Genomic DNA, 25,280 nt, shown 5'->3' with positions numbered 1-25,280 from the left:
GAAATCTCGACCGCATGGCGAACTACGTTCTCGAAGGACCGAAATTCGGCTCGCCCACCCTGGGAACCGCGGGCGGAACAGTCACCTGGGCGGTGGATACCACCGTGCCGGCCAGCTTCGTCGCGACCCTGGCCCGAGCCTTCGCCGATTGGTCGACCTACGCCAACATCCAATTCACCCAGGTGGCCTCGGTGACGAGCGCAACGATCGACATCGGCTTTGCCGCCATCGACGGCCTGTCCAACGTGCTCGGGGACGCGACCTACAGCTATCGCGGAAGCCAGATGCTCTCGGCGGCGATCCGCTTCGACAGCGGCGAGGGCTGGTACGCGAGCGGCAACGGGATCGTCAGTCAGGGTAACGCAAGCTTCTTCACCGTGGCGGTCCATGAGATCGGGCACGCCATCGGCCTCGATCATTACGACGGGGCGGCGTCGATCATGAACACCTACCTCAACCGGACGGTCACGGACCTCCAGGCGTCCGACATCGAGGGCATCCGGGCCCTCTATGGCGCGGCGAACCGCGTGTTTGACGGAACCGCGCCGCTGACCCTGACGGCGGCCGATCCCGTGACCCTGACGATGAGCCCGGGGACGTTCGTCAGCGCCGCCCAGGCGAACGGCGGCGTGACCCTGACCTTCGCCGGCGTGCAGGCCCTGACCGTGACGGGCGCGACGCTGAGCACGAACGGCCTCTCCAACGTGAGTTTCGCCGACGGCGAAGTTCTGATCGGCGGCGACGGTCAATCCCTCACGGGTGTGAAGGCCAACAGCCTCATCCTCGGCGGGGCGGGGTCCTCGCGCATCACCGACGTCGTCGATCCGGCCCAGGCCCCCGGCACGCACATCATCTTCGGCGGCCTCGGCTACGCCGATGCCAATGACGGGGGCGACACGGTGACCTTCGGGGGCAAGGGCTCGTGGGGCGTTTTCGGCAATGCTGGGAGCGACAGCCTGCAGCAGGGCTCCGCCGCCTTTGACTCGCAAAGCTACGTCTCGGTCTTCGGCGGGCGCGACGACGACACCATCCGACTGGCCGACACGCGCAACCTCGACGCCAAGATGGCGATCTACGGCGGCGAGGGCAGCGATGCGATACGGGTCTTCAACACCGGGTCCGACGCCGCCACGGCGATCTTCGGCGGCCAGGGGGCGGCCGATCCCACGGACACGGCCGACACCATCGCCTTTGCGGGCGGCGGACGGGTGACGATCTACGGCAACGGCGGTGACGACGGCATCACGGTGGGCACGGGCACCGACCTCGATGCGACCACCGTGGCGGCGGTCTATGGCGGCGCGGGCACCGACACCCTCGTGTACGACGCCGGCCAGACCCGGACCGTGGCCTCCCTGTTCGGCGGCGAGGGCGGCGACGCCATCCGCGTGCACAACACGGGCACGACGGTGATCTACGGCGACACCTCGGCCAGCGATCCGGCCGGCGGCAACGACAGCATCGCCTTCTCGGGATCTGGCACCGTGACGATCTACGCCACGGGCGGCGACGACAGCGTTGCGGTCGCCGTCGAGGGGGGCGCCAGCGCCATCGCGGTCTACGGTGGCGCCGGCAACGACAGCATCAGCATCGCCGCCGCCACACCCGGCACCCTCGCCCAGGCCAGCGTCACCCTCGCGACGGGGGCGGGTTCGGACACCGTCACCCTGCGTATGGATGCCCCTGCCGTCGCCGTGACGATCACCGACTTCATCCTCGGCCAGGACCACCTCGCCCTCACGGGTACCGGCGCAAGCGGGTCCCTCGCACTGGCGACGGGCACCCCGACCACCCTCCAAGCCGCCCTCGACCTCGCGGCCACGGCCGCCTCGGCCAACGGTACCCACTCGAACGGCACGGGTGCCGTGGTCTTTGCGGGCGACGCCTACATCGTGCATAACGCGGCGGCGGATATGGGATTCACCGCTGCTGCCGACGGCGTCATCCGGATTGTCGGAGTGACGGATCTCTCGGGACTCGGTGGGGCGACGGGCTTGGAAGTTTAATTGGATCAACTTCTTATTTATTAGGATATTTTGGATAATTGAGATATGTCCAGAAATAAATATTGCAACCCGATACATCGCCAACATTACCGAAAACAAAAAGCAATCTTTATGCAAAATATTTCAAATTAAAAATGAATATCAAAAGATTTCTACAAGCTGGAGTGCGCAATATTGAATTACAATTTTTTCTATTTTTACTCGTCTATGTGTTAATACGTCTTTCTTGGAGTGTCGGATAGCCACAAAGAATGAAAGCATGTGGAGAGGCGGGCGCGATGGTGCGGCTGCTTTATTTCCAAATCGATGCCAGACCGTTAAACACGTCTGGTATCCAAATCCCGACACAAGTGGCACAGAGTGATGACGAAGCCAGAGCGTTACGGTGCAATTGCTGCGATCGAGGCAGCACACTGGAACGAACAGTCGTCTGTCAAGCAGCGCGCGGTTAAGGTTGAGCTTCGACCGCCCATACAAACGACGCCTGCAGATTTTCATCGACTGGCTGGTGGGCCCGACCGGGAAGGAATGTTTGGGGGGTTCGCAGGGATGGCCCCCACCATCGGCTCCGTCGGTATCTACGTCCTGCGCGAATGTGAGATACGAGGCCTTGCGTTCGCCTACCTGGATGGGCGTCTCGTTGATCAGCCTGATCTTATTCCGGGATACGTTCGTCACGACGTGGATCGTGGGCAGCAACCGCAACTCAATCCCAACCTGCCGGTGAGGAAGATTGAAGGTCTCTCGGTCGCATTCGTGTCCAACGCCTACCAAATTTATGGGCACTGGCTACTTGATATAATACCGCGACTTTGGATTGCAATAGAAATCTGTGGCGTCGACAAGTCGTCCAATTTTATCATACCCAACGGAACCCCAAAATTTGCTGTGGAGATTATGCGGGATTATTTTGAAATCCCGACATCGGTCAATTTTGATCTAGACCGAGAAAATCTACTACTTGAAGAAGTGATAGTCCCGTCTTTACCCCATAATGATCACTTCTTTCATTTAATCATGAATGAGTTTGTCGATTGGCTACTTACACACCCGAAGGTAGTTGATACACAGACGGCGTCAACAATTTTTCCCAACCTAATCTATGTAACCCGCAAGAAATTCCGTGGGGTGAGCACGAGCTATGCGCGGTCAATCGCCAATGAAGAACAAGTGCTAGAACTTGTCGAGTCGATGGGCTTTACCGTATTGAGCCCGGAGGATCTAGCGTGGCACGAGCAAATTTCAATCTTTTCGCAAGCTAGGGTAATCGCCGGCGAAGATGGATCAGGGCTACATAACGCAATATTCAGCTCTCCCAAAAGTGTAGTAGTCTGCTTAAATCCTGCAAATCAGGTGCAGGTTTCGATCGCCGCATTGAGAGGTCAGCAGATTACCGTTCTCTGCTCGTCCGATGCAGACAGCCCCGAAATGGGGCGTGAAATTGATCTTGATCGCCTGTACCGTGCGCTTCAAATTGCGAAGAATTCGACAGGTATACCGACCCAACCACAGCAGCTGGCGCGGGATGATGTCGTTACCAACGAGCGGGATTCAATTACTTCTAGATCTAAACTCAACAAAATTCAAACCCGATCAAATCCAATGCAACGATTATCAAATGCACGACACGCTGTCCTATTGTCGTCTTACGTACCAGAAACAGACGTCGGCTTAGCTGTTGGGGATTACTACCTTGACCTTTTAAGACGCAATTTTGCCGATTGTACGGTCTACGTTGGCGTAAATACCGGTTCATGCGAACGCTGGCGGGTGATGCTCGCACAATCTGGACTTGACATCGTTGTATGCGAAGTCCCTCAAAACCTGAGCATAAATTCAGACGTTGCAGGTTTCCAAGCAGCTTTACGAACCCTGCGAGCAACGCGTGCCAATCACGAATTTTACTGGTTTGGTCATACAAAGGGGGCATCGCATCAACGTTTTGAGAACGCAGAAGCCCTCCGCGCTGTTATCGAGCAAAACTTCTGGTCGCGCAGAACCGAGGTCGAAGCCCGGTGTGAGCCTACACGCCATGGCGCTTTTCCTGCACTCCCAATGCCAGCAGCTGGCCCAAACGAGCCTGTTATCGCCTATCTTCAAAGCATTTTTCCGAGCCGATACCAACCGATCGGATACGTTGCGACTTATACCTTCTTCGGGCTCACCGGCATCGCCCTGAGAAACTTTCTCGGGAGCGCGGACAACCGCTTTTTCGAGAACAACCTTCTCGATGGAACCGGAGTATCACGCTACTTCTTTGAAGGCGGATTTTCTTGGATCGCCGACATGGCTGGCTTCGAGCCTCTGCTTCTTCATAAAAATTTGGATGTTTCGATCGGCAACTCGTGGCTTCATGGCCCCTGCGCTCCGAATGAATTTTCAGAAAACCAGCGTCGCGTTGCTCAGATGATCGAAATTTGGCGATCAGATCGAACCAACTACGATTTCCAGGGCTGGCCTGTCTGGGTAGGGGACAAAATACAACTAGGACAAAATCTTATGACAAAAAATGAATTTTTCTCACTTCATCCAAAATACAAATTATAGATATGAAATTTTTAACGTTGCCCGGCAGAAGAAAAATTGGTACCGCAAATAAGTCAATCGATAAGCTGCGCTACCCCACTTTGTCAGCATGAGGAAAAATCAAAGATGCTATCAAATAAATCGCTTGATGAGATTGGAGTTCACTTCAAGACTGATAAATCTTCAATCGATCATAACTTTTTAAATTTTTACGAAATGTTTCTTGCTCCGCTAAGAAACAAAAAAATAAAGTTGCTTGAGATTGGCGTCCTAAATGGCAAGTCAATTAGGGTTTGGGAGGCTTATTTTCCAAATGCGGAAATTGTAGGAGCAGATATTGTTCAAGCGTCCAAACGTTTTGAGAAAGATCGAACCAAGATAGAGATTATTGATCAATCAAATTTAGAGGATTTAGTATACCTAGGTTCGAAACATGGCCCATTTGATGTGATTATAGAAGACGGTTCTCATATGTGGGAACATCAAATTACCAGCCTTCGAACGCTATTCCCGTTTGTAAAAGATGGGGGATACTACATTGCTGAAGATCTACAAACGAATTTTGGGGAGAGATATTCACATTACAAAGGAGTCGCCACAATATCATTTGTTGATTATGTAAAAAAATTAGTTGATTTTCGAGTCGGAGATGAAGAGGTCGACATTGAATCCCAAGAAGATGCCTTTTTAACAACATACGGTAGAAACATTGATTTAATTTCGTTCGCGAAAAGAGCATGCCTTATTAAAAAAAGAATGAAACCTCGAATTCAAATGGCAGTAGAGAATAAACCTATTTCTACGATTGACTCAAACGGAGCACTTCAAGCATCGATTTATGCTCACGTGAGAAATATTGGGGATATTTATTCTCCAAATGGATATATAAATCTAGGACTACAATAGCCGATTCAAGGATTTGAAATAAATTCAACAAATAACTGTCTTGAATATCGCGCCAAAACTGTTGGAGGACAGTGGACAGATTGGATGCCTGAGGGAGAATTTCTAGGTTCGCGCAGTGAAATGATAACTTTCGCCGAAGTTTCCGTCAGAATTCGCTCCGATTTTCAAAATAAATTGAAAGTCGAAGTCCAATACGTTTTCAACGAAAATGGAAATATAAGGCATGTGATTGGCAATAATTTACCCGAAAACAGCACCCATGGAGATCTCTGCGGTATCCAAATCTCGATCGTAAATGTATAAACATTTTTAATTAACTTTCGCCCCGGGGATAGCCCTCGGGGCAGCGTACCTGAGCTATCGCGAGGCCGCCAACGTCGAAACAACAATTTCTAAAGGCAATTGGTGCCGCAAGAGGGATTCGAACCCCCGACCCCCTCATTACGAATGAGGTGCTCTACCAGCTGAGCTATTGCGGCACGAGGCGATGCGGACCTTTGGGTCGGCGCGGCGTCGTTGGGAGGGTTCATATCGAGCCAGCGGCCGGTTGGCAAGACGGCGAGAGCGACGACGGTGTCGTGCGCGGCGAGCGATGCAGCGGCGCCACTACGCGGCGGCAATGGGCGGGCAGGGCAGGCCAGAGGGCTCGGCTTGCTTGACGGGGGCGGGGCCGGCTTTCAGGGTCCGGCATCGCCTCTTCGGGAATTGTCATGTCGCTCATCGCCCGCCTGCGTGCCTATGCCGCCGACGCTTTCGGGCTCGGGCAGGCCACCGATGCCGTGGAGGGGGCGGACGAGCGCCTCGCAGCCATCGCGCTCCTCGTCCACGTGGCGCGGGCCGACGGCATCCTGGCCCCGGAGGAGACCGAACGCCTCGCCCGCCTCGTTGAGGGGCGCTTCGCCGCGACGCGAGGGGAGGCCGAGGCCCTCATTGCGCGGGCCGCCGCGTACGATACGCAGACCCGCGACATGGCGGCCCTCGTCGAGGTGATCGGCCACGAGGCCGGACACGAACAGAAGGCCCGGCTCCTCGCCATGGCCTGGTCCGTGGCCGGAGCCGACGGCACGGTCCACGAATTCGAGGAAGCCCTGGTCTGGCGCCTCGGCGGCCTTCTCGGGTTCGACGAGGCCGGCATCCTCCTCGCCCGCGCCGGCGATCCCCTCGCGGCCCTGCCGTAGGGGCGGATCCACACCATGATCGTCGGCCTGACGCTGATTCTCGCGATTCAGCTTCTCGGAGAGGTTCTGGCGCGCGTCACCGGCATTCCGGTGCCGGGGCCCGTCATCGGCATGGGGCTGCTGCTGGTCTTCCTCGCGGTGCGTGATCGCTTCGCGCAGGGCGCCGCCCGCATCCTGCCGCGGCCCCTCGTCGACGGGCAGCTCGAGGGCACCGGGCGCGGGCTTCTCGCCAACCTCTCGCTCATGTTCGTGCCGGCCGGCGCCGGCATCGTCGGGCGTCTCGATGTCCTCGCCGCGAACGGAACGGCGCTCGCCGTCATCGTCGTGGTCTCGACCCTCACGACGCTGGCTGCCACGGCCTTCACCTTCGTCTGGGTGGCGCGCCGCCTGCGGCCGGGGGAGGGGGCGTGACCGGGGATTTCGCCGTCTGGGTCTATCTCTCGCGCACCCCGCTCCTGTGGCTGACGGTGACGCTCGTCGCCTACGTCGTGGCCGACCGGATCGCCACGGCGACGAACCGCAACCCCATCGCCAATCCGGTGCTCATCGCCATCGTTCTCACGGCCGCGGTGCTGGAACTGACGCACACGCCCTACGCCACGTATTTCGAGGGCGCGCAGTTCGTCCACTTCCTCCTCGGGCCCGCCACCGTCGCCCTCGCGTTCCCCCTCTACGAGTACCGCGCCACGGTCCTGCGCGCCCTGGCCCCGATGCTGGCGGCGCTCCTCGTCGGCTCCGTGGTGGCCCTGTCCTCGGCCCTCACCCTCGGCCACCTCCTCGGGGTGCCGCGCGAGGTCATCGTGTCCCTGGCACCGAAATCCGTCACCACGGGCGTCGCCATGGGCATCGCCCAGGGCCTCGGCGGCGATCCGACGCTCGCCGCCGTCATCGTCATGCTGACCGGCATGACCGGGGGAATCCTCGTGACCCCGCTGATGAACGCCTTACGCATCCGCGATATGCGCGCCCGGGGCTTCGCCGCCGGGCTCGCCGCCCATGGGGTCGGCACGGCACGGGCCTTTCAGGTCGATGTCGTGGCCGGCGCCTTCGCGGGCATCGCCCTCGGGCTCAACGCCTTTGTCACGGCGATGCTGGCCCCCATCGCCGTGAGTTTCCTCAGGTAGCTCTCGCTAACCGGTGACGGGCGTCGGCACGAACCGCCCATCCGCGCCGGCCCGCATGTCGATGCGGCGGTCGTGGAGCGCGTGCAGGGTCGAGCGGTGGCCAATGGAGACGATGGTGGTCTCCGGCAGGCGCTCGCGCAGCATCCGGTAGAGGGCCGCCTCGCTCGGCTCGTCGAGGGCGGCAGTGGATTCATCGAGAAACAGCCACTGGGGCTTGGCCAACACCGCGCGGGCGATGGCGACCCGTTGCTGTTCGCCGCCCGAGAGGCGCTGATCCCAGGCGTCGACCTCGTCGAGCCGGTCGGCGAGCTGCGGCAGCTGCGCCGCCACCAGGGCGTCGCGGATCGCCGCGTCGGAGAACTGGTCGGTTGTGGCCGGGTAGACGACGGCGCCGCGGAGCGTCCCGAGGGGCAGATACGGGCGCTGCGGCAGCACCAGGGCCGATTGGCCCGGCGGTACCGCGATCCGCCCCTGGCCGAAGGGCCAGATGCCCGCGATGGCCCGGAAGAGGGTCGACTTGCCCGAGCCCGAGGGACCGGTGACCAGGGTGGCGCCCCCGCGCGTCAGGGTGAACCGGTCGGCCGTCACGATCTCGCGGCCGTCCGGCAACGCCAGGGTGACGCCCTCGGCGGTGACGTCGTTCCCGGACGCATTGGACTGGGCGAGACCGTAGCCGGCCCCCGCCATGGCCTCGGCCTTCGTCATGGCGCGCTTGAACGACGACAGGCGGTTGGTGTTGGCCTTGTACGCGGCCAGCGTGGTGTAGGCGTTGATGAAGAACGACAGCGACGACTGAACGTTGCTGAAGGCATTGATCGTCTGCTGCAGGGCGCCGAAGGTGATCTTCTTGGCGAAGTACGATGGTGCCGCGATGACCAGGGGCACGATGGTGCTCGCCTGCGTGTAGCCGAACGAGAACGCGATGAGCTTGATGCGCCGGAAGATGATCTGCACGTAGTTCTCGATGATCCCGTCGAACAGGGACTGCAACCGCACGGATTCGGCGCGCTCCCCGCGCAGGAGGGCGATCTGCTCGCCGTAGATGCGGCTGCGGGCCAGGGAGAAGCGGAAATCCGCCTCCACGCGCTCCTGACGGAAGTCGAGGCCGATGAGCGGCTTGCCGATGAGGTGGGCGAGCCAAGTGCCGACGACGGCGTAGGCGATGACGGCCCAGACGAGGAAGCCCGGCACCACCGTATCGGTGAACGGCAGCACGAAATCCCGCGACAGGGTCCAGAGGATCACCATGAACGACACGAGCTGGGCCGCCTGCGACAGCAGGCGGATCGACAGACTCGCCGTCTGCGAGATGAAGGCGTTCACGTCCGACTGGATGCGCTGATCCGGGTTGTCGGCGTGTTCGTCGGTGAAGGGGATGCGGTAATGCGTGCCGTCCCCGAGCCAGCGCTGGTAGAAGCTGCGGGTCAGCCAGGTCCGCCAGCGGATGTGCAGGGACTGGTCGACGAACAGGTCGAACATGCCGATGCAGACGTTGAGGATTGCCAGCGGCACGAAGATCCACAGGATCTGATACCAGAACGCGTCGAGGTTGTACTCCTGGATGGCGTTGTAGAGATCGCGATACCAGAAGTTAAACCGCAGGGTCAGGGCGACATCGGCGAAGCTGACGAAGATCGAGAGCGCGACGAGGCGCTGGCCGATCTTTCCCTCGGTGCGGCCGAACCAACGGAACAGGCCGATCTCGCGGGTCGGTACGTCGCCGTTGGCGAAGTAGGGATCGGCGATGAGCGTGATCGCCCGGATCGCCTTCAGGTGCGAGATGCCCAGCACGATGCCGGCGAACACCACGGCGCCCGTGGCGGCGAAGGCGGGCGGCAGCAGGGCGGCCAAGGTTGGCGGCAGCAGCCCCAGGGCCGCCAGGAGCTTGGCGCCGGCGAACAGCAGATAGCCGATGCCGTAGACCGAGATGAAAATCTTCAGATAGGCGGAGATCCTGCCGGAACCGAGCAGGATGCCCGCCATGGCGAGGCCGCTCAGGGACACATAGAGGGGCGGCGCGGCGTCACCGGGAAACGCCAGCAGAACGAGCGCGAACAAAGCCGTCACGGCGGCCTGCAGGCCGAGGCCCGTCCTCAATACGCCCACGTGCTCGTCTCCCCGCACTCGTCGTCACGCCCGTGCGTCACCGTCGAAGGACCGATGCGCGGGCGACGACGGCAGTGACGGCGGGTCGTGGCGAGATCGTGGCCGCCGGAAAGCGTACGGAGATAAAAGTCCTCGGCCGTGATCCCCTGCGGCGCGGGCGACCTATTGCCAGTCCCAATCGCCGTAACCCGGCTCGCGGCAGCGATAGCCGATCGGGCATTCGGGATTGTCGCGGGTCGGCACGAACTGCAGATCGGCGATCTCGGTGATCTCGCAGAAGCTGCGGTCGCGCACGAAGCGGTGAGTGGCCTGGCCGGTATCGAGGACGACCGCCCCCTGGCGCTTCACCAACGCCATGGCGTCGGTGCACATCATGCGGCTCGTGATACCCGGGGTCTGGGCGCTCGCCGGCACCGCCAGGACGGCGCAAAGGGCAAGGGCGAGGCGTCGCGTCACGATGGGAGGGGGCCGTTCCGTGCATGATCGGGAGCCCAAGCATGGCAGTTTCCGGCAGGCGCGGGAAGGGCTAGCCCCCGTCTTGCCGTCCGGTCGCCGCAATCCTCGGCTCTATCCACCGACCGTTGCGCGAAAGTGGCACACATTCCGTACGTGACGGTACGGTCTCAACCAGGGTGGAGTTTAGATGTCGGGCCTTTCCATTCTCAACCTCGAGGCCGTGCGCAGCGCCCCCCTGTCGCGCGAGCCCTATACGTTCTTCCTCGGAACGGATGTCCTTGATCGGGCCGCCATCGACGAGATCCGCGAGGATTTTCCGGCCATCGCCAAGCCGGGCTATCTCACCGTCGACGAGGTCGCCCTGAAGGGGCGCTTCAAGGCGCTCATCGACGAACTCGAGAGCGACGAGTTCTCCCGCATCCTGGGCGAGAAGTTCGGCATCGATCTCGTGTCGTGCCCGCGCCTCACCACCATCATGAAGAAGAGCCAGCCGAAATACGGTTCGATCCACACGGACGGACCATCGAAGGTGATGACCCTGCTCGTCTACATGAACGATGCCTGGGACGCCCCGGCGGCCGGGCGCCTGCGAGTTCTCTACGACGGCAAGAACTACGAGCCCTTCGCCGTGGAGGTGCCGCCCACCATGGGCACGATGTTCGCCTTCCTGCGGTCGGACAATTCCTGGCACGGCCACGAGCCCTTCGAGGGTGAGCGCCGCGTGGTGCAGGTCGCCTGGGTGAAGGACGCGGCCGAGCTGGAGCGCAAGAAGAAGCGCAACCGCACCGCCCAATTTCTCAAGGGCATCTTCGGCCGCTAAGGCCGGTTGCCGTCGGAAAACCTTCATGACTCCGCCGCGTTCGCGCGGCGGTCTCGGACTTCGTGTCTTGGGAGAAGCGCCCGTGGCCGGTTCCCGCTCGCGTTCGATGCTCCGGTGCGCGATCCTCGCAGGATACGTCGCGGCGGGTCCGGCCCGCGCCGACGAAGCCAACCTGTTCCAGAACCGAGACTTTCCCGTGCTGACGGATTACCGTGCCCTGCTCGGGGGGCTGTTCCAGCGCCTCTATGATCTCGATGCCGCGAGCCTCGGCCGCATCTTCCCGGACGCCGCACCCCACGATCTCGCGCTTGTCTGAACGCGCGTCCGCGCCGTTCGAGGACATGGCGGAGGCGCCGGCCACTCAGGTTGAAGAGCCGGCGCCGTCAACCGCACAGGGGGGTTCGCTGCGCGCAGGGGGCCTCATCGCCATCGATCCGGCCCCATTTGCACAGCAATTATCGAGCCGTACGAGCCAACAGAGAAGACTCCCCCCACAATCCACCTTACGATTTAGCCTGCGGATCCCCTGAAATTCCCACCTCAACAAGAGGAAGTCGGCTCCGTCGAGACGGGCCTGGAATGGATCGCGGAGTATGGTCGGCAAACTGATTTCCGTCGCCAACATGAAAGGCGGGGTCGGCAAGACCGCCACCGTCATCATGCTGGCCGAAGCCTTGGCTGCCGGTGGAGCCCGCGTGCTCATCGTCGACCTCGATCCCCAGGCGAGCGTCTCGGTCTGCCTGGCCGGCGAAGCGCTTCTGGGAGACCTCATCGCCAAGGGACGGACCCTCGAGGCCTACCTCGCGCTTAAGTTGATCATCCGGGAGAAACCGCAGCTCCAGGCGCGCATCCGCGCCGGCGTGAGCATCACGACCCATCGGGGAAGCCCCCTCGCGCTGTCCCTTCTTCCCGCAGGACCACACCTGCGACTGGTGGAGCGGGAAATCCTCTACACGCTGAGCGCCCGGAATCTGTCGATGAAGGAGATCGACGCCAAGCTGCGTCGGCTCTTCGCGAGTGAGTTCCGGCCCCTGGCACGCGCTTACGACTACATCCTGTTCGATTGCGCGCCCGGGCTTTCGCCGATGACCGAAGTGGCCATCCGCGGTGCCGACCTCGTCCTCGTCACCTCGATCCCCGACTACCTCTCGACCTACGGCCTCGACGCCTTCGTGCAGACGCTCTGGGCATGGGACGAGGAGGAGAACCTGCAGTCCCGGCGCCCGCCGCATATCCTCGTGACCCGGTTCCAGCAGCAGGTCCGGCAGCACCGGCATATCCTCGCCCGGTTGGAAGCGGAGGCGGAAGCGGGCGATGCCGGGTTCCGCCTCCTCGCCACCCGCGTGCCCCAGGCCGCCTCCCTGGCCGAAGCCCTGATGCCGCGCGCCGTGCCGCCGACCTTCGTCGGCAAGTACGGCCCCTACATCTCCGCCGTCCTCAGTCCCCTCGTCGACGAGGTGAAAGGCATCTTCCATGCTGCTTGACGCGGACGGCCTCGCCCTCCTCAGGGCGATCGGTCAAATGCCGGGCGCCTTTCCCGACATCCGGGACGAGGCATCGAGGATCGCCCGTGCCCTCGTGATCCGGCAGTTGAAGGCGAAGTCCTTCCCGCTGTCCGGCGTCAGACAGGTCTACGACATCCTGGGACACGCGACCTTCACCCTCGTGGTGGACGGCCTCACGGAGATCGAAGCGCGGGCGCTGGTAGCGCGCTTCGATCCGCGCCATCCCGATGGAAAGACCGCTCCCGTCCACTGGCTGCGCCGCCAGATCGTCGCCCTGGCCGGGGGCGCCGCGCCCTGCTCCCAGGGCGTGCCGGCGAGAGCCCCTCGGGCGCCGTCCCGCCCCAAGGCCCCGGTGCTTCGCGCCCTCGGGTCCAGCGCCTTCGGGGCGCGCTGGGACGGACGGGACCACGACCCGCCCGCGGGCAAAGGCAAGCGCAAGGCGAAAGGCTGATCGGGCACACGAGACCCGTCGGACCCAGCGCCGCTCACGAAAACAAAAAGGGGCCACCCTGCGGTGGCCCCTCGTTTCATCGTTCGCTTGAAGTCCGGGCTTTTCTTCAGGCCCGGTTTGCCGGACCTGGAGTTTTCGGCGCGGTCCTGAGCGCGTGGACTTCTTAGAAGTCCATGCCGCCCATGCCGCCGCCCATGCCGCCGCCGCCCGGCATGCCGCCGCCGGTGGACTCCTTCTTCGGAGCATCGGCGATCATGGCTTCGGTGGTGACGAGCAGGCCGGCGATGGACGAGGCGTCCTGCAGGGCGGTGCGCACGACCTTGGCCGGGTCGACGATGCCGGCCTGGATCATGTCGACGTACTCTTCCGTCTGGGCGTTGAAGCCGTAGGTGATCGAGCCCGTGTTGTCGGTGATCTTGCCGACCACGATCGAGCCCTCGACGCCGGAATTGGCGGCGATCTGGCGGATCGGGGCTTCAAGGGCCTTCAGCACGATCTTGATACCGGCCTGAACGTCCGGGTTGTCGCTCTTGAGAGCGCGGACGGCCTCACGGGCGCGCAGCAGCGCGGTGCCGCCGCCGGGGACGATGCCCTCTTCCACCGCAGCGCGGGTGGCGTTGAGCGCGTCGTCGACGCGGTCCTTCTTCTCCTTCACCTCGACCTCGGTCGCGCCGCCGACGCGGATGACCGCGACGCCGCCGGCGAGCTTGGCCAGGCGCTCCTGGAGCTTCTCACGGTCGTAGTCCGAGGTGGTCTCCTCGATCTGCGCCTTGATCTGACCGACGCGGGCCTCGATGTCGGCCTTCTCGCCGAGACCGTCGATGATCGTGGTGGTCTCCTTCTCGATGCGGATGCGCTTGGCGCGGCCGAGCATCGGCAGGGTCACGTTCTCGAGCTTGATGCCGAGATCCTCGGCGATCATCTGGCCCTGGGTCAGGATCGCGATGTCCTCGAGCATGGCCTTACGGCGATCACCGAAGCCCGGCGCCTTGACGGCCGCGACCTTGAGGCCGCCGCGCAGCTTGTTCACCACGAGCGTGGCGAGCGCCTCGCCCTCGATGTCCTCGGCGATGATGACCAGCGGCTTGCCGGTCTGCACAACAGCCTCGAGCACCGGCAGCATCGCCTGAAGCGACGACAGCTTCTTCTCGTGGATGAGGATGTAGGGGTCCTCGAGCTCGGCGACCATCTTCTCCGCGTTGGTGATGAAGTACGGGGAGAGGTAGCCGCGGTCGAACTGCATGCCCTCGACGACGTCGAGCTCGGTCTCGGCGGTCTTGGCCTCCTCGACGGTGATGACACCCTCGTTGCCGACCTTCTGCATGGCGTGGGCGATCATCTCGCCGATTTCCTTGTCGCCATTGGCCGAGATGGTGCCGACCTGGGCGACTTCCTCGGACGAGGCGACCTTCTTGGCGCGGCTCGTGATGTCCTTCACGGCGGCGGTGGTGGCCAGATCGATGCCACGCTTGAGGTCCATTGGGTTCATACCGGCGGCGACGTACTTGGCGCCCTCACGGACGATGGCCTGGGCCAGCACGGTGGCGGTGGTGGTGCCGTCACCCGCGATGTCGTTGGTCTTCGAGGCCACTTCGCGCACCATCTGGGCGCCCATGTTCTCGAACTTGTCGGAGAGCTCGATCTCCTTGGCGACGGTGACGCCGTCCTTGGTGATGCGCGGCGCGCCGAAGGACTTCTCAATGACGACGTTGCGACCCTTGGGGCCCAGCGTCACCTTCACGGCGTCGGCCAGGATGTCGACGCCGCGCAGCATCTTCTCGCGGGCGTCGGAGCCGAAACGGACTTCTTTCGCTGCCATGGTCTATTCCTCTTACGGTGGACAGCCCCGAGGCGCGGATGGATCGCGCTCGAAGGGCTTGGATCGGGGACGAAGGAAGAGGGCCGCGCCGCTTTAGGCGACGACGCCCATGATGTCGGATTCCTTCATGATCAGGAGGTCCTGACCGTCGATCTTGACCTCGGTGCCGGACCACTTGCCGAACAGCACGCGGTCACCGGCCTTGACGTCGAGGGGATTCACGCGGCCGGCCTCGTCGCGGGCGCCGGGGCCGACGGCGACGATCTCGCCCTCTTGCGGCTTCTCCTTGGCGGTATCGGGGATGATGATGCCACCCTTGGTCTTCTCTTCGCCTTCGATACGGCGAACGACGACACGGTCGTGCAGCGGACGGAACTTCATGAGCTGCCCTCTTGCTTCAAATTCGTGAATGGCGTTGATGCGGCGCGGCAGCGCGCTCAACCCAGGCCGTTAGCACTCCCACGAGGTGAGTGCTAACGATGGCGGGGAGGTAGGCGCATGCGCTCCGTGAGTCAAGACTGTCGCAGGTCCGCGCGACGGTTGCGCGACGGCTTTGCTCTCTCGACCGGCCCCGCCACGGACCATCCTTCTCCGATGATCAGCCTCCATGGACCGCAGGGTGCGATGGCGCTTCCCGCTTCGGACGGCCCCGGCCCGGGGCACCGCGACGCCGTCTGGATCGATCTCGAGGATCCGAGCGCGGAGGAGGCGCAGCGCGTCGAGGACGCCACGGGCCTGCGCGTCCCCTCCCGCAAGGCCCTGAACGAGGTGGAGAATTCGAGTCGGCTGCGGCGCCTGAAGAACGGGTTCTCCCTCTCGACCCCGATGATCACCTTCGACAAGGTCGACTCGGTCTTGCAACCCCTCGGGTTCGTCCTGACCAAGGATCACCTCGTCACGGTGCGGTTCCACGAGCTGCGGGCCTTCGGCGCGGTCAAGAAGCGGATCGCAGAGGGCGACGGCCCGGCCACCACGAGCACGGAGATCTTCCTCCTGCTCATGGAAGAACTTGTGGACAGCCTCGCCGATGCCCTGGAAGAGATGGGCGCTGACCTCGACGCCCTGTCGACCCGGGTGTTCGACTTCGACGTGCGCGGCGGCGCGGCCACCGGCAGCGAGGGTTCGAAGTCTCAGACGCCGCGCCGTCGCGACCTTGCCCTGCGCCGGATCCTGCGCGGCATCGGCCGGCGCGGCAAGGCGCTTGGCAAGCTGCGCGCCAGCCTCCTCGGCCTCGAGCGGATCGTCCCCTTCGTCGCCAACGAGTGCGACCACCTCCTGGCCGCGGAGCAGAAACCACGCTTCGAGGCCGTGCGGCGGGACATCGCCTCCCTGGACGAGTTCGAGATCCGCCAGTCGGAGAACGTACAGTTCCTCCTCGACGCGACGCTCGGCCTCATCAACATGGAGCAGAACAACACCTTCCGGGTGCTGACCGTGGTCTCCGTCGTAGGGATTCCCCCCACCCTCGTCACCTCCCTCTACGGCATGAACTTCAAGCACATGCCGGAACTCGACTGGGCCTACGGCTACCCCTACGGCCTCGCCCTCGTGATTCTCAGCGCCCTCGTGCCCCTCGTGTTCTTCCGGATCCGGGGCTGGATCTGACGGGCGTCCCGCCATCGGGTTGACGGATTCTTCGGGGAACGGGCCACAAGCCTGAGGGACCAAGCGCGGGTGCGCCCGTCATCGAGGATCGTGCATTCCCGCCATGGCCGTGATCTGCGCCTTCATCCTCAATGCCGGCCTGAACTTCGTCCTCGGCCTGCTCATCGCCAAGCTCCTCGGCCCGGCGGAGTTCGGCCTGTTCGCCCTCGCGACCGCCGGCGCCGTCGTGGCCAACACCGTCCTGTTCGAGTGGCTGCGCCTGTCGGCGACGCGGTTCTACTCGGCTCGCGTCCGCGCGCAGGAGCCGTGGATCCGCCAGGGCCTCGACCGCGCCTACGCGGTCATGGGCGTCGCGCTGTTCGTCGCGGCCCTGGTATGTGCCGCCCTGGGCGTTGGATCGGGTCCGGGAAGCCGGGCGGCCATCCTGGCGGGCACCGCCATCGCGGCCCTCGGCATCGGCATCTTCGACTATCACGCGGCCCTCGCCCGCGCCCGCTTCGACGGCGGCCTCTATTTCCGGCTCGTGGCCGTCAAGAACGGGCTCGCCTTCGGGCTCATGGCCGGGACGGCCTGGCTCCTGCCCCAGCCCGCCTGGGTGCTGGCCGCCGCGGGCCTGAGCCAGTTCCTCGCCGCCGCGCTCCTGTGGCGCCCCATGCGCGATCCCGTGACGCCGCGCCTGCGCGTCCGACTCGCCGAGACCTGGCGCCTGTTCGTGGCCTACGGCCTGCCGCTCATCGCCGCCAACGCGGTCTACCAGCTCATGCCGTTCCTCAACCGGGGCACCATCGCGGCCCAGGCGGGGCTGGCCGAGGCCGGCTACTTCGCCCTTGCCGCCGACGTCACCACCCGCAGCATCGGCACCCTCGGCACCGCCCTCGACCTCCTGCTGTTCCAGTTCGCCGTGCGCGCCGAGGAGGAGGAGGGGCGCGCCGCGGCCGAAGCCCAGATCGGGCGCAACGTCGGAACCGTCGTGGCCCTGCTGCTGCCCTGTGCCGTCGGGTTCTGGGCGATCCTGCCGGCCCTCCAGGCCCTGGCGGTGCCGGACGCCTATCGCGGCCCGTTCGCCGCCTATGCCGGCCTGATGATTCCGGGGTTCTTCTTCCTCGCGATGACGAACTTCGCCCTCAATCCCGTCTTCCAGATCCGTCGCAAGACCCTGCCGGTCGTGGCCGCCGCCGTGATCGGCCTCGCCGTCGATGCCCTCGGCCTCTGGCTCCTGCCGCCGGTCATGGGCCCCGAGGGGATCGCCGTGGCGCAGACCCTGGGGCTCGCCGTCGCGACCCTGATCCTGGCCGTACGGACGCTCACGGGGCCGCAGCGCCTGCGCCTGCCCTGGCGGGACATCCTGATGGCCGGCCTCGCCTGCGCGGTCATGGCCCTGTGCCTCTCGCCCGTGCGTCACCTCGAACCGGTGCCGGCCCTCGCCTCAAGTCTCGCGCTCGGCATCCTCGTCTACGGCGCCTTCACCTGGACCTTCGACATCGCCGGCCTGCGCAGTCTCATCGCGGCGCGCTGGGCCGAACGGCGCGGCCCGGCACGTCAGGCGTCGGCGGCTCCCGCGATCGACGTCGCCGAGCTGGATGCAATCCCGAACGATTCTCATTAAGGTCGCGGTAGAGAAAAAAGCCGGGCGGCATCGTCCGGCCAGGGCGGGAAACAATGCGGTCATACGAGCCTCAAAGCGCCGACGAGGCGGCGGATATCGTTCGCGACGCCGCCGCACGGACGGAGCGCCTGCGCCTCGTCGGCGGTGGCACAAAAGTGGGGATCGGCCGCCCGGCCCAAGACGAGGCCACGCTCTCCACCACCGGCCTGTCGGGCATCACCCTGTACGAGCCGGCCGAGATGGTGGTCTCGGCGCTCGCCGGCACCCCGCTGGCGCAGGTTCAGGCGCTGCTGGCCGAGCGCGGCCAGATGCTGCCCTTCGAGCCCATGGATCATCGCCGCCTCATGGGCTCCACCGGCACGCCGACCTTCGGGGCCGTGGCGGCCACCAACAATTCCGGCCCGCGCCGGATCAATGCCGGGGCGGCCCGCGATAGCCTCATCGGCGTGCGCTTCGTCAACGGCCGGGGCGAGATCATCAAGTCCGGCGGCCGGGTGATGAAGAACGTCACCGGCCTCGACCTGGTGAAGCTCATGGCCGGCGCCTGGGGCACCCTCGGCCTCCTCACTGAAGTGACCTTCAAGGTGCTGCCCGTTCAGGAGCGGGTGACGACCCTGGTCTTCGCGGGCCTCGACGATGCCCGCGCCGTCGCGGCCCTCTCGGCCGCCCTCGGCTCGCCGTTCGAGCTCACGGGCGCCGCGCACCTGCCCGCCGGCTGCGGCGCGTCGCAGGCGCGCACGGCCATGCGCGTCGAGGGGTTTTCGGATTCGGTGGCCTACCGGCTCGGCGAACTCACCAAGCTCCTCAGGCGCTTCGGGGCACCGGAAGTGGTGGAGGGCGAGGCCGGCACCGACCTCTGGACCGCCATCCGCGACGTCCTTCCCCTTGCCGAGCCGGTCGACACCGCGATCTGGCGCATCTCCACCGCCCCGACCCACGCCCCCGCCCTGACGGCCGCCGTCGCGGCCAAGCGCGCGGCCCGATGGTTCTACGATTGGGGCGGTGGTCTGATCTGGCTCGCCACCGCGGCGGAGGGCGATGCCGGCGCCGCAGCCGTGCGGGCGGCGGTGGCCAAGCACGGCGGCCACGCCACCCTGGTGCGGGCACCGGATGCCGTGCGGGCGGCCGTGCCGGTGTTCGAGCCATTGTCCGAACCGCTGATGCGCATCACCACCGGCCTGAAAGCGGCTCACGATCCCGGCGGTCTCTTCAATCCAGGCCGCATGTACGCGAGCGTCTGAACCTCGCCGAATACCCTGCGGGGATGCCGCGACACTCTACCCCGCAGGCATCGCAAGCCGGTTGCGGCTATCGAAACCGGGCCGGATGCTGCTTGGAGCCGTTCCAAAGGCTCGGCTTGGTGACCGTTCCGAACTAAAGTCTTGTGAATAGACGGTGTCCGCACGCTCCGGCGTGGAGCGGCGCCGCGAAGGGTGGATCAGGAACACGCAGTGCAGACCAATTTCAGCCTGACGCAGCTCGCCGACCCCGCCATGGCGGCGTCCGAAAAGATCCTTCGGACCTGCGTCCATTGCGGCTTCTGCACCGCCACCTGCCCGACCTATCTGCTGCTCGGCGACGAGCTCGATAGTCCGCGCGGACGCATCTACCTGATCAAGGACATGCTGGAGGGCGGCAAGGCCGCCGTGCCGGAGGTGGTCAAGCACGTCGACCGCTGCCTGTCGTGCCTGTCCTGCATGACGACGTGCCCCTCGGGCGTACACTACATGCACCTCGTCGATCATGCCCGGGCGCATATCGAGGAGACCTACACCCGCCCCTTCGGCGACCGGGCCCTGCGCGCCGTCCTCGCCTTCGTCCTGCCCTATCCCGACCGCTTCCGCCTGGCGCTCCTCGGCGCAAAGTTGGGAAGTCCGTTCCGGCCCCTCGTCGCGCGGATTCCCGGACTCGGCAACCGCCTCGCCGCCATGCTCGACCTCGCGCCGGCCGAACTGCCGAACCGCAACCCCACCGACCGGCCCGGCACCTTTCCGGCCGAGACGCGGGCGCTCGAGGCCAGCGCCGCCCTTCAGGGCACCACGGCCCCGGCCCGCGCGGGCCGCGTCGCGCTCCTGCGCGGCTGCGCTCAGAGCGTCCTGCGGCCGGACTTCAACGAAGCGGCGATCCGGCTCCTCACCCGCCACGGCGTCGAGGTGGTGCAGGCCAAGGGGGAGGGGTGCTGCGGCGCGCTCACCCATCACATGGGCAAGGCCGAGTCGTCCCACGCCCAGGCCAAGCGCACCATCGACGCCTGGATCGCCGAGATGGACGGCGCCGGCCTCGACGCCATCGTGGTCACGGCGTCGGGCTGCGGCACGACGATCAAGGATTACGGCTTCATGTTCCGCGACGACCCGGCCTACGCCGAGAAGGCCGCGCGGGTCTCTTCCATCGCCAAGGACATCACCGAGTACATGGCCGGCCTCGGCCTGATGCCGACGCTCATCGCGTCCGACCTCGTGGTCGCCTACCACTCCGCCTGCTCGATGCAGCACGGCCAGGGCATCCGCACGGAGCCAAAAAATCTCCTGAAGAATGCGGGTTTCACCGTGAAGGACGTGCCCGAGGGCCACATCTGCTGCGGCTCGGCCGGCACCTACAACATCCTCCAGCCCGAGATCGCCGGCCGCCTGCGCGACCGCAAGGTCGCCAACATCGAGCGGATGCGCCCCGACGTCATCGCGACCGGCAACATCGGCTGCGCGACGCAGATCGGGAAGGGCACGGCGATCCCCATCGTCCACACGGTGGAGCTGCTGGATTGGGCGACGGGGGGGCCGAAGCCGGCGGTGCTCGAAGGGCTCGCCGCACCGGATCAGCGGTCGAACTGATAGGTGAGGGGGATCCAGCGGTAGCCGGCGCCCTGCCGCACCACATAGCCGAGCGACGGGAACGTGGTGTGGTAGGCCGCGACCAGAACCCCGTCCGTGGCCGCCATATCGTAGATCGTCCGGCGCGTGGCGGCCCCGCCTGCTTTGTCCATGTCGAAGAACGCGTGCCACTCGGGATGTGCCAGGGACGCGACCTCGTGGTGGGCGCAATCGCCCCAGACCAGCAGCCGCTGGCCCGCGCTCTCGACGTGATAGGCGAGGTGCCCCGGCGTATGGCCGAAAGCGGCAAGCGCCGTGATCCCCGGCACCACCGTGTCGCCCGGCTTCACGAAGGTCGTGCGGTCGGCGAGCGGCAGCAGATGGCTGCGGAAGACCCGGGCCGACTTGTACGCGTTGCTCTCCGGCGCGGCGGACAGGCGGGCGTCGTCCCGCCAGAACCGATCCTCGGCGGCGCCGAGAACGTAGCGGGCGTGAGGGAAAAGCGGGCGCCCGTTCTCCATCAGACCGCCGATGTGATCGGTGTGGCAATGGGTCAGCACGACGACGTCGATGGTGTCCGGTGCGACGCCGGCTTGACCAAGAAGTCCGGCCAGCCGCCCACCCGTGGGGCGGGGCACGAATCCCACCTCGCCGTTGCCGGTGTCGAACAGGATCGTCTCGCGGCCGGTCTGGACGACGGTCGGTGTGAAACCCGGCTTGAAGCGATTCGGCGGAAGCCGGTTCTCCCGCATCAGGGCCTCGACCGCGCCACGTTCACGATCCTCCCCGACGATGGGCCAGGGGCCGTCGATCATCGCGGCCGCATCGAGCAGGGTCGTGATCGCGAACGCCCCCAGTTGGAGGCGGTGAACCATGGGCGGCGTCGCCACCGGGCAACCTTGAGCCGATGCGCTCCGGGACAAACCCAGGGCGAGGGCCGATGCCGCGAGGCCGCGGCGCGTGAGATCGATCATGATGGCCATTCCTCCGCCGGGTCGCATGCGCCAGGATGATCGCGACCATCCGGCTCGAAGGCAGGGCTAGCATCGTGAAGGACGGCCGCGCTTGAATGAACCTGCTACGTCCTGCGCCCTCGGCCCGCTCTGGCACGTGGACGGGGCGCACACCTTCTTCGCCGGACCGTTGACCTACAATGCGAGCCACAGGCACGGAGCGCCGGTCTATCTGGCGGGGCTCTACGGCGGCTTCCGAATCCGGTTCGACGGTACCGCCTGGATCACCTGCCGGACCGCCTTCGTACCGGCGGGCCTGGCGCATGAACTCGATTGCGGCGGCGAGCCCCTGGCGGTGCTGTACCTCGAACCCGAGGCCTCGCCGCACGCCCTGACGACCCTGGTGCGGGGCGGCGATCCGATCGCGGGCGCCCTTGTGGCGGCGCAGGGCGAGATCATCCCACTCCGCACGCTCTACGAGGATCGCGGCGCCAGCGCCTGGACCGGCGCAGCGCTTGCCGACCTCGCGGGCTACTCGCTCCGGCGAGTTGGGACCGAGACGGACGCCCGGATTGCCCGCGTCGTGTCACGCCTGGGAGATCATCGGGAGGGCGCGATGTCGGCCGAGAGCCTCGCTCGATCGGTCGGCCTGTCGTCCTCCCGCCTGCAACACCTCTTCACCGAAAACGTCGGCGTCCCGTTCCGGCGCTACCGCGCTTGGGTCCGCATGCGCCGGGCCATCGCCGCCGTCGTGGCGGGGGCAAACTTCACGGGCGCGGCGCACGCGGCGGGCTTTGCCGATCAGGCGCATTTCGCCAACGATTTCCGGCGGACGTTCGGGGCGCCCGCCTCGCGCAGCCTTTTGGGAATCCGCCGGTGATACCATTGGGCCAGGAGCCTTATCGATCGCCGATTGCCCGCGAGGCCCCCACGATACCGTTGCCGATCACACGGGCGCAGTCCGACATTCGGGTCTCGGTGCCGCGCCCATGCTCAGGGCAGCCGATGATCTCAGGCAGCGGTCGCAAGGCTTTTCAGGTCCGTCCCGCGCGCCATGTGCTGGGCTGCGTCGAGGATTTCGATGCCGATCACCCGGCCCTCACCGTCAAGATCGAAGATGATTCCCGGTCGCACCTCCTCGCTCTCCACGATGGGTTCGTCGGAGAAGCCGAGATAGAGAGCATCGGCGTTCGAATCGTAGCGTGTCCTCATCGCGTTTGCCTCCGGGTTCGAGAGCGATCGAGAAAAGCGGTGATGACGCGCAGAACGTCGCCGTCCTGCTCGTATATCACGCGAAGGACGCGACCGTCGCGCTCGGGCACCTTGCCGAATGCGCGTGTCCGATGCGGATGGACCGGGTCCGGCTCCTCGGCCTCGGGAGCCATGAGCGTCCGCTCGATCCAGGCCGGATCGAGATCGCGTCGCAGAAGGCGCTCGTCCGCGTGGTCGATGAAGACGATCCGCTTCAACGGATGCCGTCCCGCACCGCCGCCAGCACGAAGACCCGGATGGCGGAGGAGAGGTTCTGTCCGTCGCGGCCCGCGTCGATCTCGCCGATGAGCGCCTGCACCGACAGGCCGCGCGCCTCCGCGATGCCGCGCAGGGCGTCCCAGAACGGGTCCTCCAGGGAGACGCTGGTGCGGTGGCCGGCGATCATCACCGAGCGTTTGGTGATGCCGCCGGTCACAGGGGGCAATGCCTCACCCGTCCGAAGCCGGGCCCACGAGCTTGTGGCCCTCGTGCCGCGCGAACTCGATGGCCTTCTTGGCCTCGGCCAGAGTCTTGGCCTTTTTCGGCCGGCCGAAGGCGATCCGGTTCTCGGCCGCCTTCGCCTCCTTCTCGCCCCGCGCCTTCGCCTTGCGGGCCTCGCGCAGGTTGATGATCTCCGCCATACGCTGGACCCCTCTCTCAGTCGGCGCTGGGCGCCAGCATGGTCTCGGGACGCACCACGCGCTCGAACTCGGCTTCCGTCACGTAGCCGAGCCGCAGGGCCTCTTCCTTCAGGGTGGTGCCGTTCTTGTGCGCGGTCTTGGCGATCTCGGCGGCCTTGTCGTAGCCGATGGAAGGGGCCAGCGCCGTTACCAGCATGAGCGAGCGGCTCATGAGGTCGGCGATCCGGTCCTCGTTGGCCTTGATGCCCACCACGCAATTGTCGGCGAAGCTGACCGCCGCGTCGGCGAGCAGGCGCACCGATTGCAGCACCGCGTTGGCGATGACCGGCTTGAACACGTTGAGCTCGAAATGGCCCTGGGAGCCGGCGAAGCTCACCGTGGTACCGTTGCCGATCACCTGGGCGCAGACCATGGTGAGGGCCTCGCACTGGGTCGGGTTGACCTTGCCGGGCATGATCGACGAGCCAGGCTCGTTCTCGGGCAGCGACAGTTCCCCGAGGCCCGAGCGCGGGCCGGACGCGAGGAGGCGGATGTCCTGGGCGATCTTGAACAGGCCGGCGGCCAGCGCCGAGAGCGCGCCTTGCGTGAACACCAGGGCGTCGTGGGTGGCGAGCGCCTCGAACTTGTTCGCCGCCGAGGTGAACGGCAGGCCCGTCAGCTCGGCGACCTTGGCGGCGAACTTGTCCGCGAAGTCGGGGTGCGCGTTGAGGCCGGTGCCCACCGCCGTGCCACCCTGGGCCAGCGCGAGCACGCCCGGCAGGGTCGCCTTCACGCGCTCGCTGCCCAGCGCGACCTGCGCCACGTAGCCGGAAAATTCCTGGCCCAGGGACACGGGGGTCGCGTCCTGCAGGTGGGTGCGGCCGATCTTGACGATGTCGGCGAACGCCATGGCCTTGGCGTCGAGGGCGTCGTGCAGGTGCTTGAGGGCCGGCATCAGCCGGTCGTTGATCTCGCGCGAGACCGCGATGTGCATGGCGGTGGGAAACACGTCGTTGGAGGACTGGCCCCGGTTGACGTGATCGTTGGGGTGGACCGGCGACTTGCCGCCACGCTCGCCCCCGAGGAGCTCGTTGGCGAGGCTCGCGATGACCTCGTTGGCGTTCATGTTGGATTGGGTGCCCGAGCCCGTCTGCCAGACCACGAGGGGGAATTCCTGGTCGTGCTGACCCGCCACGACTTCGGCGGCGGAGGCCGCGATGGCCTGGGCCACCTTCGGGTCAAGGCCGCCGAGATCCTGATTCACCAGAGCCGCCGCCTGCTTGACGAGGCCGAGCGCGTGGACGAGGGGCGCCGGCATCCGCTCCGTGCCGATCTTGAAGTTCTGGATCGAGCGCTGCGTCTGCGCACCCCAATAGCGATGCGCCGGAACCTCGATCGGTCCGAAGGTGTCGGATTCCGTGCGGGTGGCGGGCGTCTCGGTGGGCGACATCGTGGCCTCTTCGTGTAGCTGCGGCGCACCCTACTTAAACCGGGTGGGTCGAAACCGCGATGGCACCGAGTGACGGTGCCGGAGAAGT

At 65.0% G+C, this 25,280-nt stretch carries 25 protein-coding genes and 1 tRNA gene; 15 read left to right on the top strand and 11 right to left on the bottom strand.

Features of this window, described 5'->3' with window-relative positions; translation table 11 throughout:
• Positions 1-14: 14 nt before the first annotated feature.
• The 3 genes from MFF01_RS16720 (at position 15) to MFF01_RS16710 (ending at position 5,438) form a co-directional block, all read left to right on the top strand.
• Complete coding sequence (locus MFF01_RS16720) at positions 15-2,006, top strand: matrixin family metalloprotease (protein WP_238227166.1); 1,992 nt, start codon at positions 15-17, stop codon at positions 2,004-2,006.
• Between the two features lie 363 nt (positions 2,007-2,369).
• Positions 2,370-4,553: a glycosyltransferase family 61 protein gene (locus tag MFF01_RS16715; RefSeq protein ID WP_238227165.1), complete on the top strand. Its 2,184-nt coding sequence runs from the start codon at positions 2,370-2,372 to the stop codon at positions 4,551-4,553.
• A gap of 105 nt (positions 4,554-4,658) precedes the next feature.
• Positions 4,659-5,438 (top strand): class I SAM-dependent methyltransferase, encoded by a 780-nt coding sequence (locus tag MFF01_RS16710; protein ID WP_238227164.1) that lies wholly within the window; start codon positions 4,659-4,661, stop codon positions 5,436-5,438.
• Positions 5,439-5,841: 403 nt separating this feature from the next.
• Here the strand turns inward: MFF01_RS16710 and MFF01_RS16705 are convergent.
• A tRNA-Thr gene (locus tag MFF01_RS16705) sits at positions 5,842-5,917 on the bottom strand.
• A 231-nt stretch (positions 5,918-6,148) separates the two neighbouring features.
• On the opposite strand from MFF01_RS16705, the gene MFF01_RS16700 reads away from it, so the two are divergent.
• Genes MFF01_RS16700 through MFF01_RS16690 form a run of 3 tightly spaced genes read left to right on the top strand, consistent with a single transcriptional unit; the run spans position 6,149 to position 7,740 of the window.
• A complete protein-coding gene (locus MFF01_RS16700) occupies positions 6,149-6,616 on the top strand; it encodes a tellurite resistance TerB family protein (RefSeq protein ID WP_238227163.1) in 468 nt (155 codons plus the stop codon).
• Between the two features lie 15 nt (positions 6,617-6,631).
• On the top strand, positions 6,632-7,027 hold the full coding sequence (locus MFF01_RS16695; RefSeq protein WP_238227162.1) for a CidA/LrgA family protein: 396 nt from the start codon (positions 6,632-6,634) through the stop codon (positions 7,025-7,027).
• Positions 7,024-7,740 (top strand): LrgB family protein, encoded by a 717-nt coding sequence (locus MFF01_RS16690; RefSeq protein WP_238227161.1) that lies wholly within the window; start codon positions 7,024-7,026, stop codon positions 7,738-7,740. Before MFF01_RS16695 ends, MFF01_RS16690 begins: the two co-directional genes overlap by 4 nt.
• Positions 7,741-7,746: 6 nt before the next feature.
• On the opposite strand, the gene MFF01_RS16685 is transcribed toward MFF01_RS16690, so the two are convergent.
• Both MFF01_RS16685 and MFF01_RS16680 read right to left on the bottom strand, forming a co-directional pair.
• A complete protein-coding gene (locus tag MFF01_RS16685; protein WP_238227160.1) occupies positions 7,747-9,846 on the bottom strand; it encodes an ABC transporter ATP-binding protein/permease in 2,100 nt (699 codons plus the stop codon).
• Between the two features lie 162 nt (positions 9,847-10,008).
• The gene (locus tag MFF01_RS16680; protein WP_373319794.1) at positions 10,009-10,305 is read right to left on the bottom strand and encodes a hypothetical protein; all 297 of its coding nucleotides are present in this window, start codon (positions 10,303-10,305) and stop codon (positions 10,009-10,011) included.
• Between the two features lie 184 nt (positions 10,306-10,489).
• On the opposite strand from MFF01_RS16680, the gene MFF01_RS16675 reads away from it, so the two are divergent.
• The 4 genes from MFF01_RS16675 (at position 10,490) to MFF01_RS16660 (ending at position 13,078) form a co-directional block, all read left to right on the top strand.
• Positions 10,490-11,122, top strand: a complete 633-nt coding sequence (locus MFF01_RS16675; RefSeq protein WP_238227159.1) for a 2OG-Fe(II) oxygenase — start codon at positions 10,490-10,492, stop codon at positions 11,120-11,122.
• An 82-nt stretch (positions 11,123-11,204) separates the two neighbouring features.
• A complete protein-coding gene (locus MFF01_RS16670; RefSeq protein ID WP_238227158.1) occupies positions 11,205-11,438 on the top strand; it encodes a hypothetical protein in 234 nt (77 codons plus the stop codon).
• Between the two features lie 277 nt (positions 11,439-11,715).
• Positions 11,716-12,606 carry a ParA family protein gene (locus tag MFF01_RS16665; RefSeq protein ID WP_238227157.1) on the top strand — a complete coding sequence of 297 codons (891 nt, stop codon included), beginning with the start codon at positions 11,716-11,718 and terminating at the stop codon, positions 12,604-12,606.
• Complete coding sequence (locus MFF01_RS16660; protein WP_238227156.1) at positions 12,596-13,078, top strand: hypothetical protein; 483 nt, start codon at positions 12,596-12,598, stop codon at positions 13,076-13,078. The genes MFF01_RS16665 and MFF01_RS16660 overlap by 11 nt, the downstream gene beginning before the upstream one ends.
• A gap of 163 nt (positions 13,079-13,241) precedes the next feature.
• On the opposite strand, the gene groL is transcribed toward MFF01_RS16660, so the two are convergent.
• Entirely contained in the window at positions 13,242-14,897 is a 1,656-nt protein-coding gene (gene groL, locus MFF01_RS16655) for a chaperonin GroEL (RefSeq protein WP_238227153.1), read from the bottom strand.
• 93 nt (positions 14,898-14,990) lie between these two features.
• Positions 14,991-15,278, bottom strand: a complete 288-nt coding sequence (gene groES / locus MFF01_RS16650; RefSeq protein ID WP_018042554.1) for a co-chaperone GroES — start codon at positions 15,276-15,278, stop codon at positions 14,991-14,993.
• Between the two features lie 213 nt (positions 15,279-15,491).
• Between groES and MFF01_RS16645 the strand changes: the two genes are divergently transcribed.
• The 4 genes from MFF01_RS16645 (at position 15,492) to MFF01_RS16630 (ending at position 20,939) form a co-directional block, all read left to right on the top strand.
• Positions 15,492-16,502: a magnesium transporter CorA family protein gene (locus MFF01_RS16645; RefSeq protein ID WP_238227151.1), complete on the top strand. Its 1,011-nt coding sequence runs from the start codon at positions 15,492-15,494 to the stop codon at positions 16,500-16,502.
• Positions 16,503-16,605: 103 nt separating this feature from the next.
• Positions 16,606-18,108, top strand: coding sequence for a lipopolysaccharide biosynthesis protein (locus tag MFF01_RS16640; RefSeq protein WP_238227149.1), 1,503 nt, complete (start codon positions 16,606-16,608; stop codon positions 18,106-18,108).
• Positions 18,109-18,161: 53 nt separating this feature from the next.
• On the top strand, positions 18,162-19,349 hold the full coding sequence (locus MFF01_RS16635; protein ID WP_238227147.1) for an FAD-binding protein: 1,188 nt from the start codon (positions 18,162-18,164) through the stop codon (positions 19,347-19,349).
• A gap of 210 nt (positions 19,350-19,559) precedes the next feature.
• Entirely contained in the window at positions 19,560-20,939 is a 1,380-nt protein-coding gene (locus tag MFF01_RS16630; RefSeq protein ID WP_238227145.1) for a heterodisulfide reductase-related iron-sulfur binding cluster, read from the top strand.
• Here MFF01_RS16630 and MFF01_RS16625 read toward each other — a convergent pair.
• Positions 20,924-21,901 (bottom strand): MBL fold metallo-hydrolase, encoded by a 978-nt coding sequence (locus MFF01_RS16625; RefSeq protein ID WP_238227143.1) that lies wholly within the window; start codon positions 21,899-21,901, stop codon positions 20,924-20,926. The two genes, MFF01_RS16630 and MFF01_RS16625, sit on opposite strands and share 16 nt — an antisense overlap.
• A gap of 82 nt (positions 21,902-21,983) precedes the next feature.
• Here MFF01_RS16625 and MFF01_RS16620 point away from each other — a divergent pair, with 82 nt between their 5' ends.
• The gene (locus tag MFF01_RS16620; protein WP_238227142.1) at positions 21,984-22,751 is read left to right on the top strand and encodes an AraC family transcriptional regulator; all 768 of its coding nucleotides are present in this window, start codon (positions 21,984-21,986) and stop codon (positions 22,749-22,751) included.
• Positions 22,752-22,882: 131 nt separating this feature from the next.
• Here the strand turns inward: MFF01_RS16620 and MFF01_RS16615 are convergent, their stop codons facing one another.
• Genes MFF01_RS16615 through fumC form a run of 5 tightly spaced genes read right to left on the bottom strand, consistent with a single transcriptional unit; the run spans position 22,883 to position 25,192 of the window.
• A complete protein-coding gene (locus tag MFF01_RS16615; protein WP_238227141.1) occupies positions 22,883-23,083 on the bottom strand; it encodes a DUF2283 domain-containing protein in 201 nt (66 codons plus the stop codon).
• A complete protein-coding gene (locus tag MFF01_RS16610) occupies positions 23,080-23,340 on the bottom strand; it encodes a DUF4258 domain-containing protein (RefSeq protein ID WP_238227140.1) in 261 nt (86 codons plus the stop codon). The genes MFF01_RS16615 and MFF01_RS16610 overlap by 4 nt, the downstream gene beginning before the upstream one ends.
• Positions 23,337-23,558 carry a ribbon-helix-helix domain-containing protein gene (locus MFF01_RS16605; RefSeq protein ID WP_238227276.1) on the bottom strand — a complete coding sequence of 74 codons (222 nt, stop codon included), beginning with the start codon at positions 23,556-23,558 and terminating at the stop codon, positions 23,337-23,339. Before MFF01_RS16605 ends, MFF01_RS16610 begins: the two co-directional genes overlap by 4 nt.
• Positions 23,559-23,571: 13 nt before the next feature.
• Complete coding sequence (locus MFF01_RS16600) at positions 23,572-23,763, bottom strand: DUF4169 family protein (RefSeq protein ID WP_238227139.1); 192 nt, start codon at positions 23,761-23,763, stop codon at positions 23,572-23,574.
• Between the two features lie 16 nt (positions 23,764-23,779).
• Complete coding sequence (gene fumC / locus MFF01_RS16595; protein ID WP_238227138.1) at positions 23,780-25,192, bottom strand: class II fumarate hydratase; 1,413 nt, start codon at positions 25,190-25,192, stop codon at positions 23,780-23,782.
• Positions 25,193-25,280 lie beyond the last annotated feature (88 nt).

It is taken from the genome of Methylobacterium adhaesivum (genome assembly GCF_022179065.1).
In the GTDB taxonomy this organism is placed as follows: Bacteria; Pseudomonadota; Alphaproteobacteria; order Rhizobiales; family Beijerinckiaceae; genus Methylobacterium; species Methylobacterium adhaesivum.
This window is presented reverse-complemented; position numbering and strand designations above follow the sequence as displayed.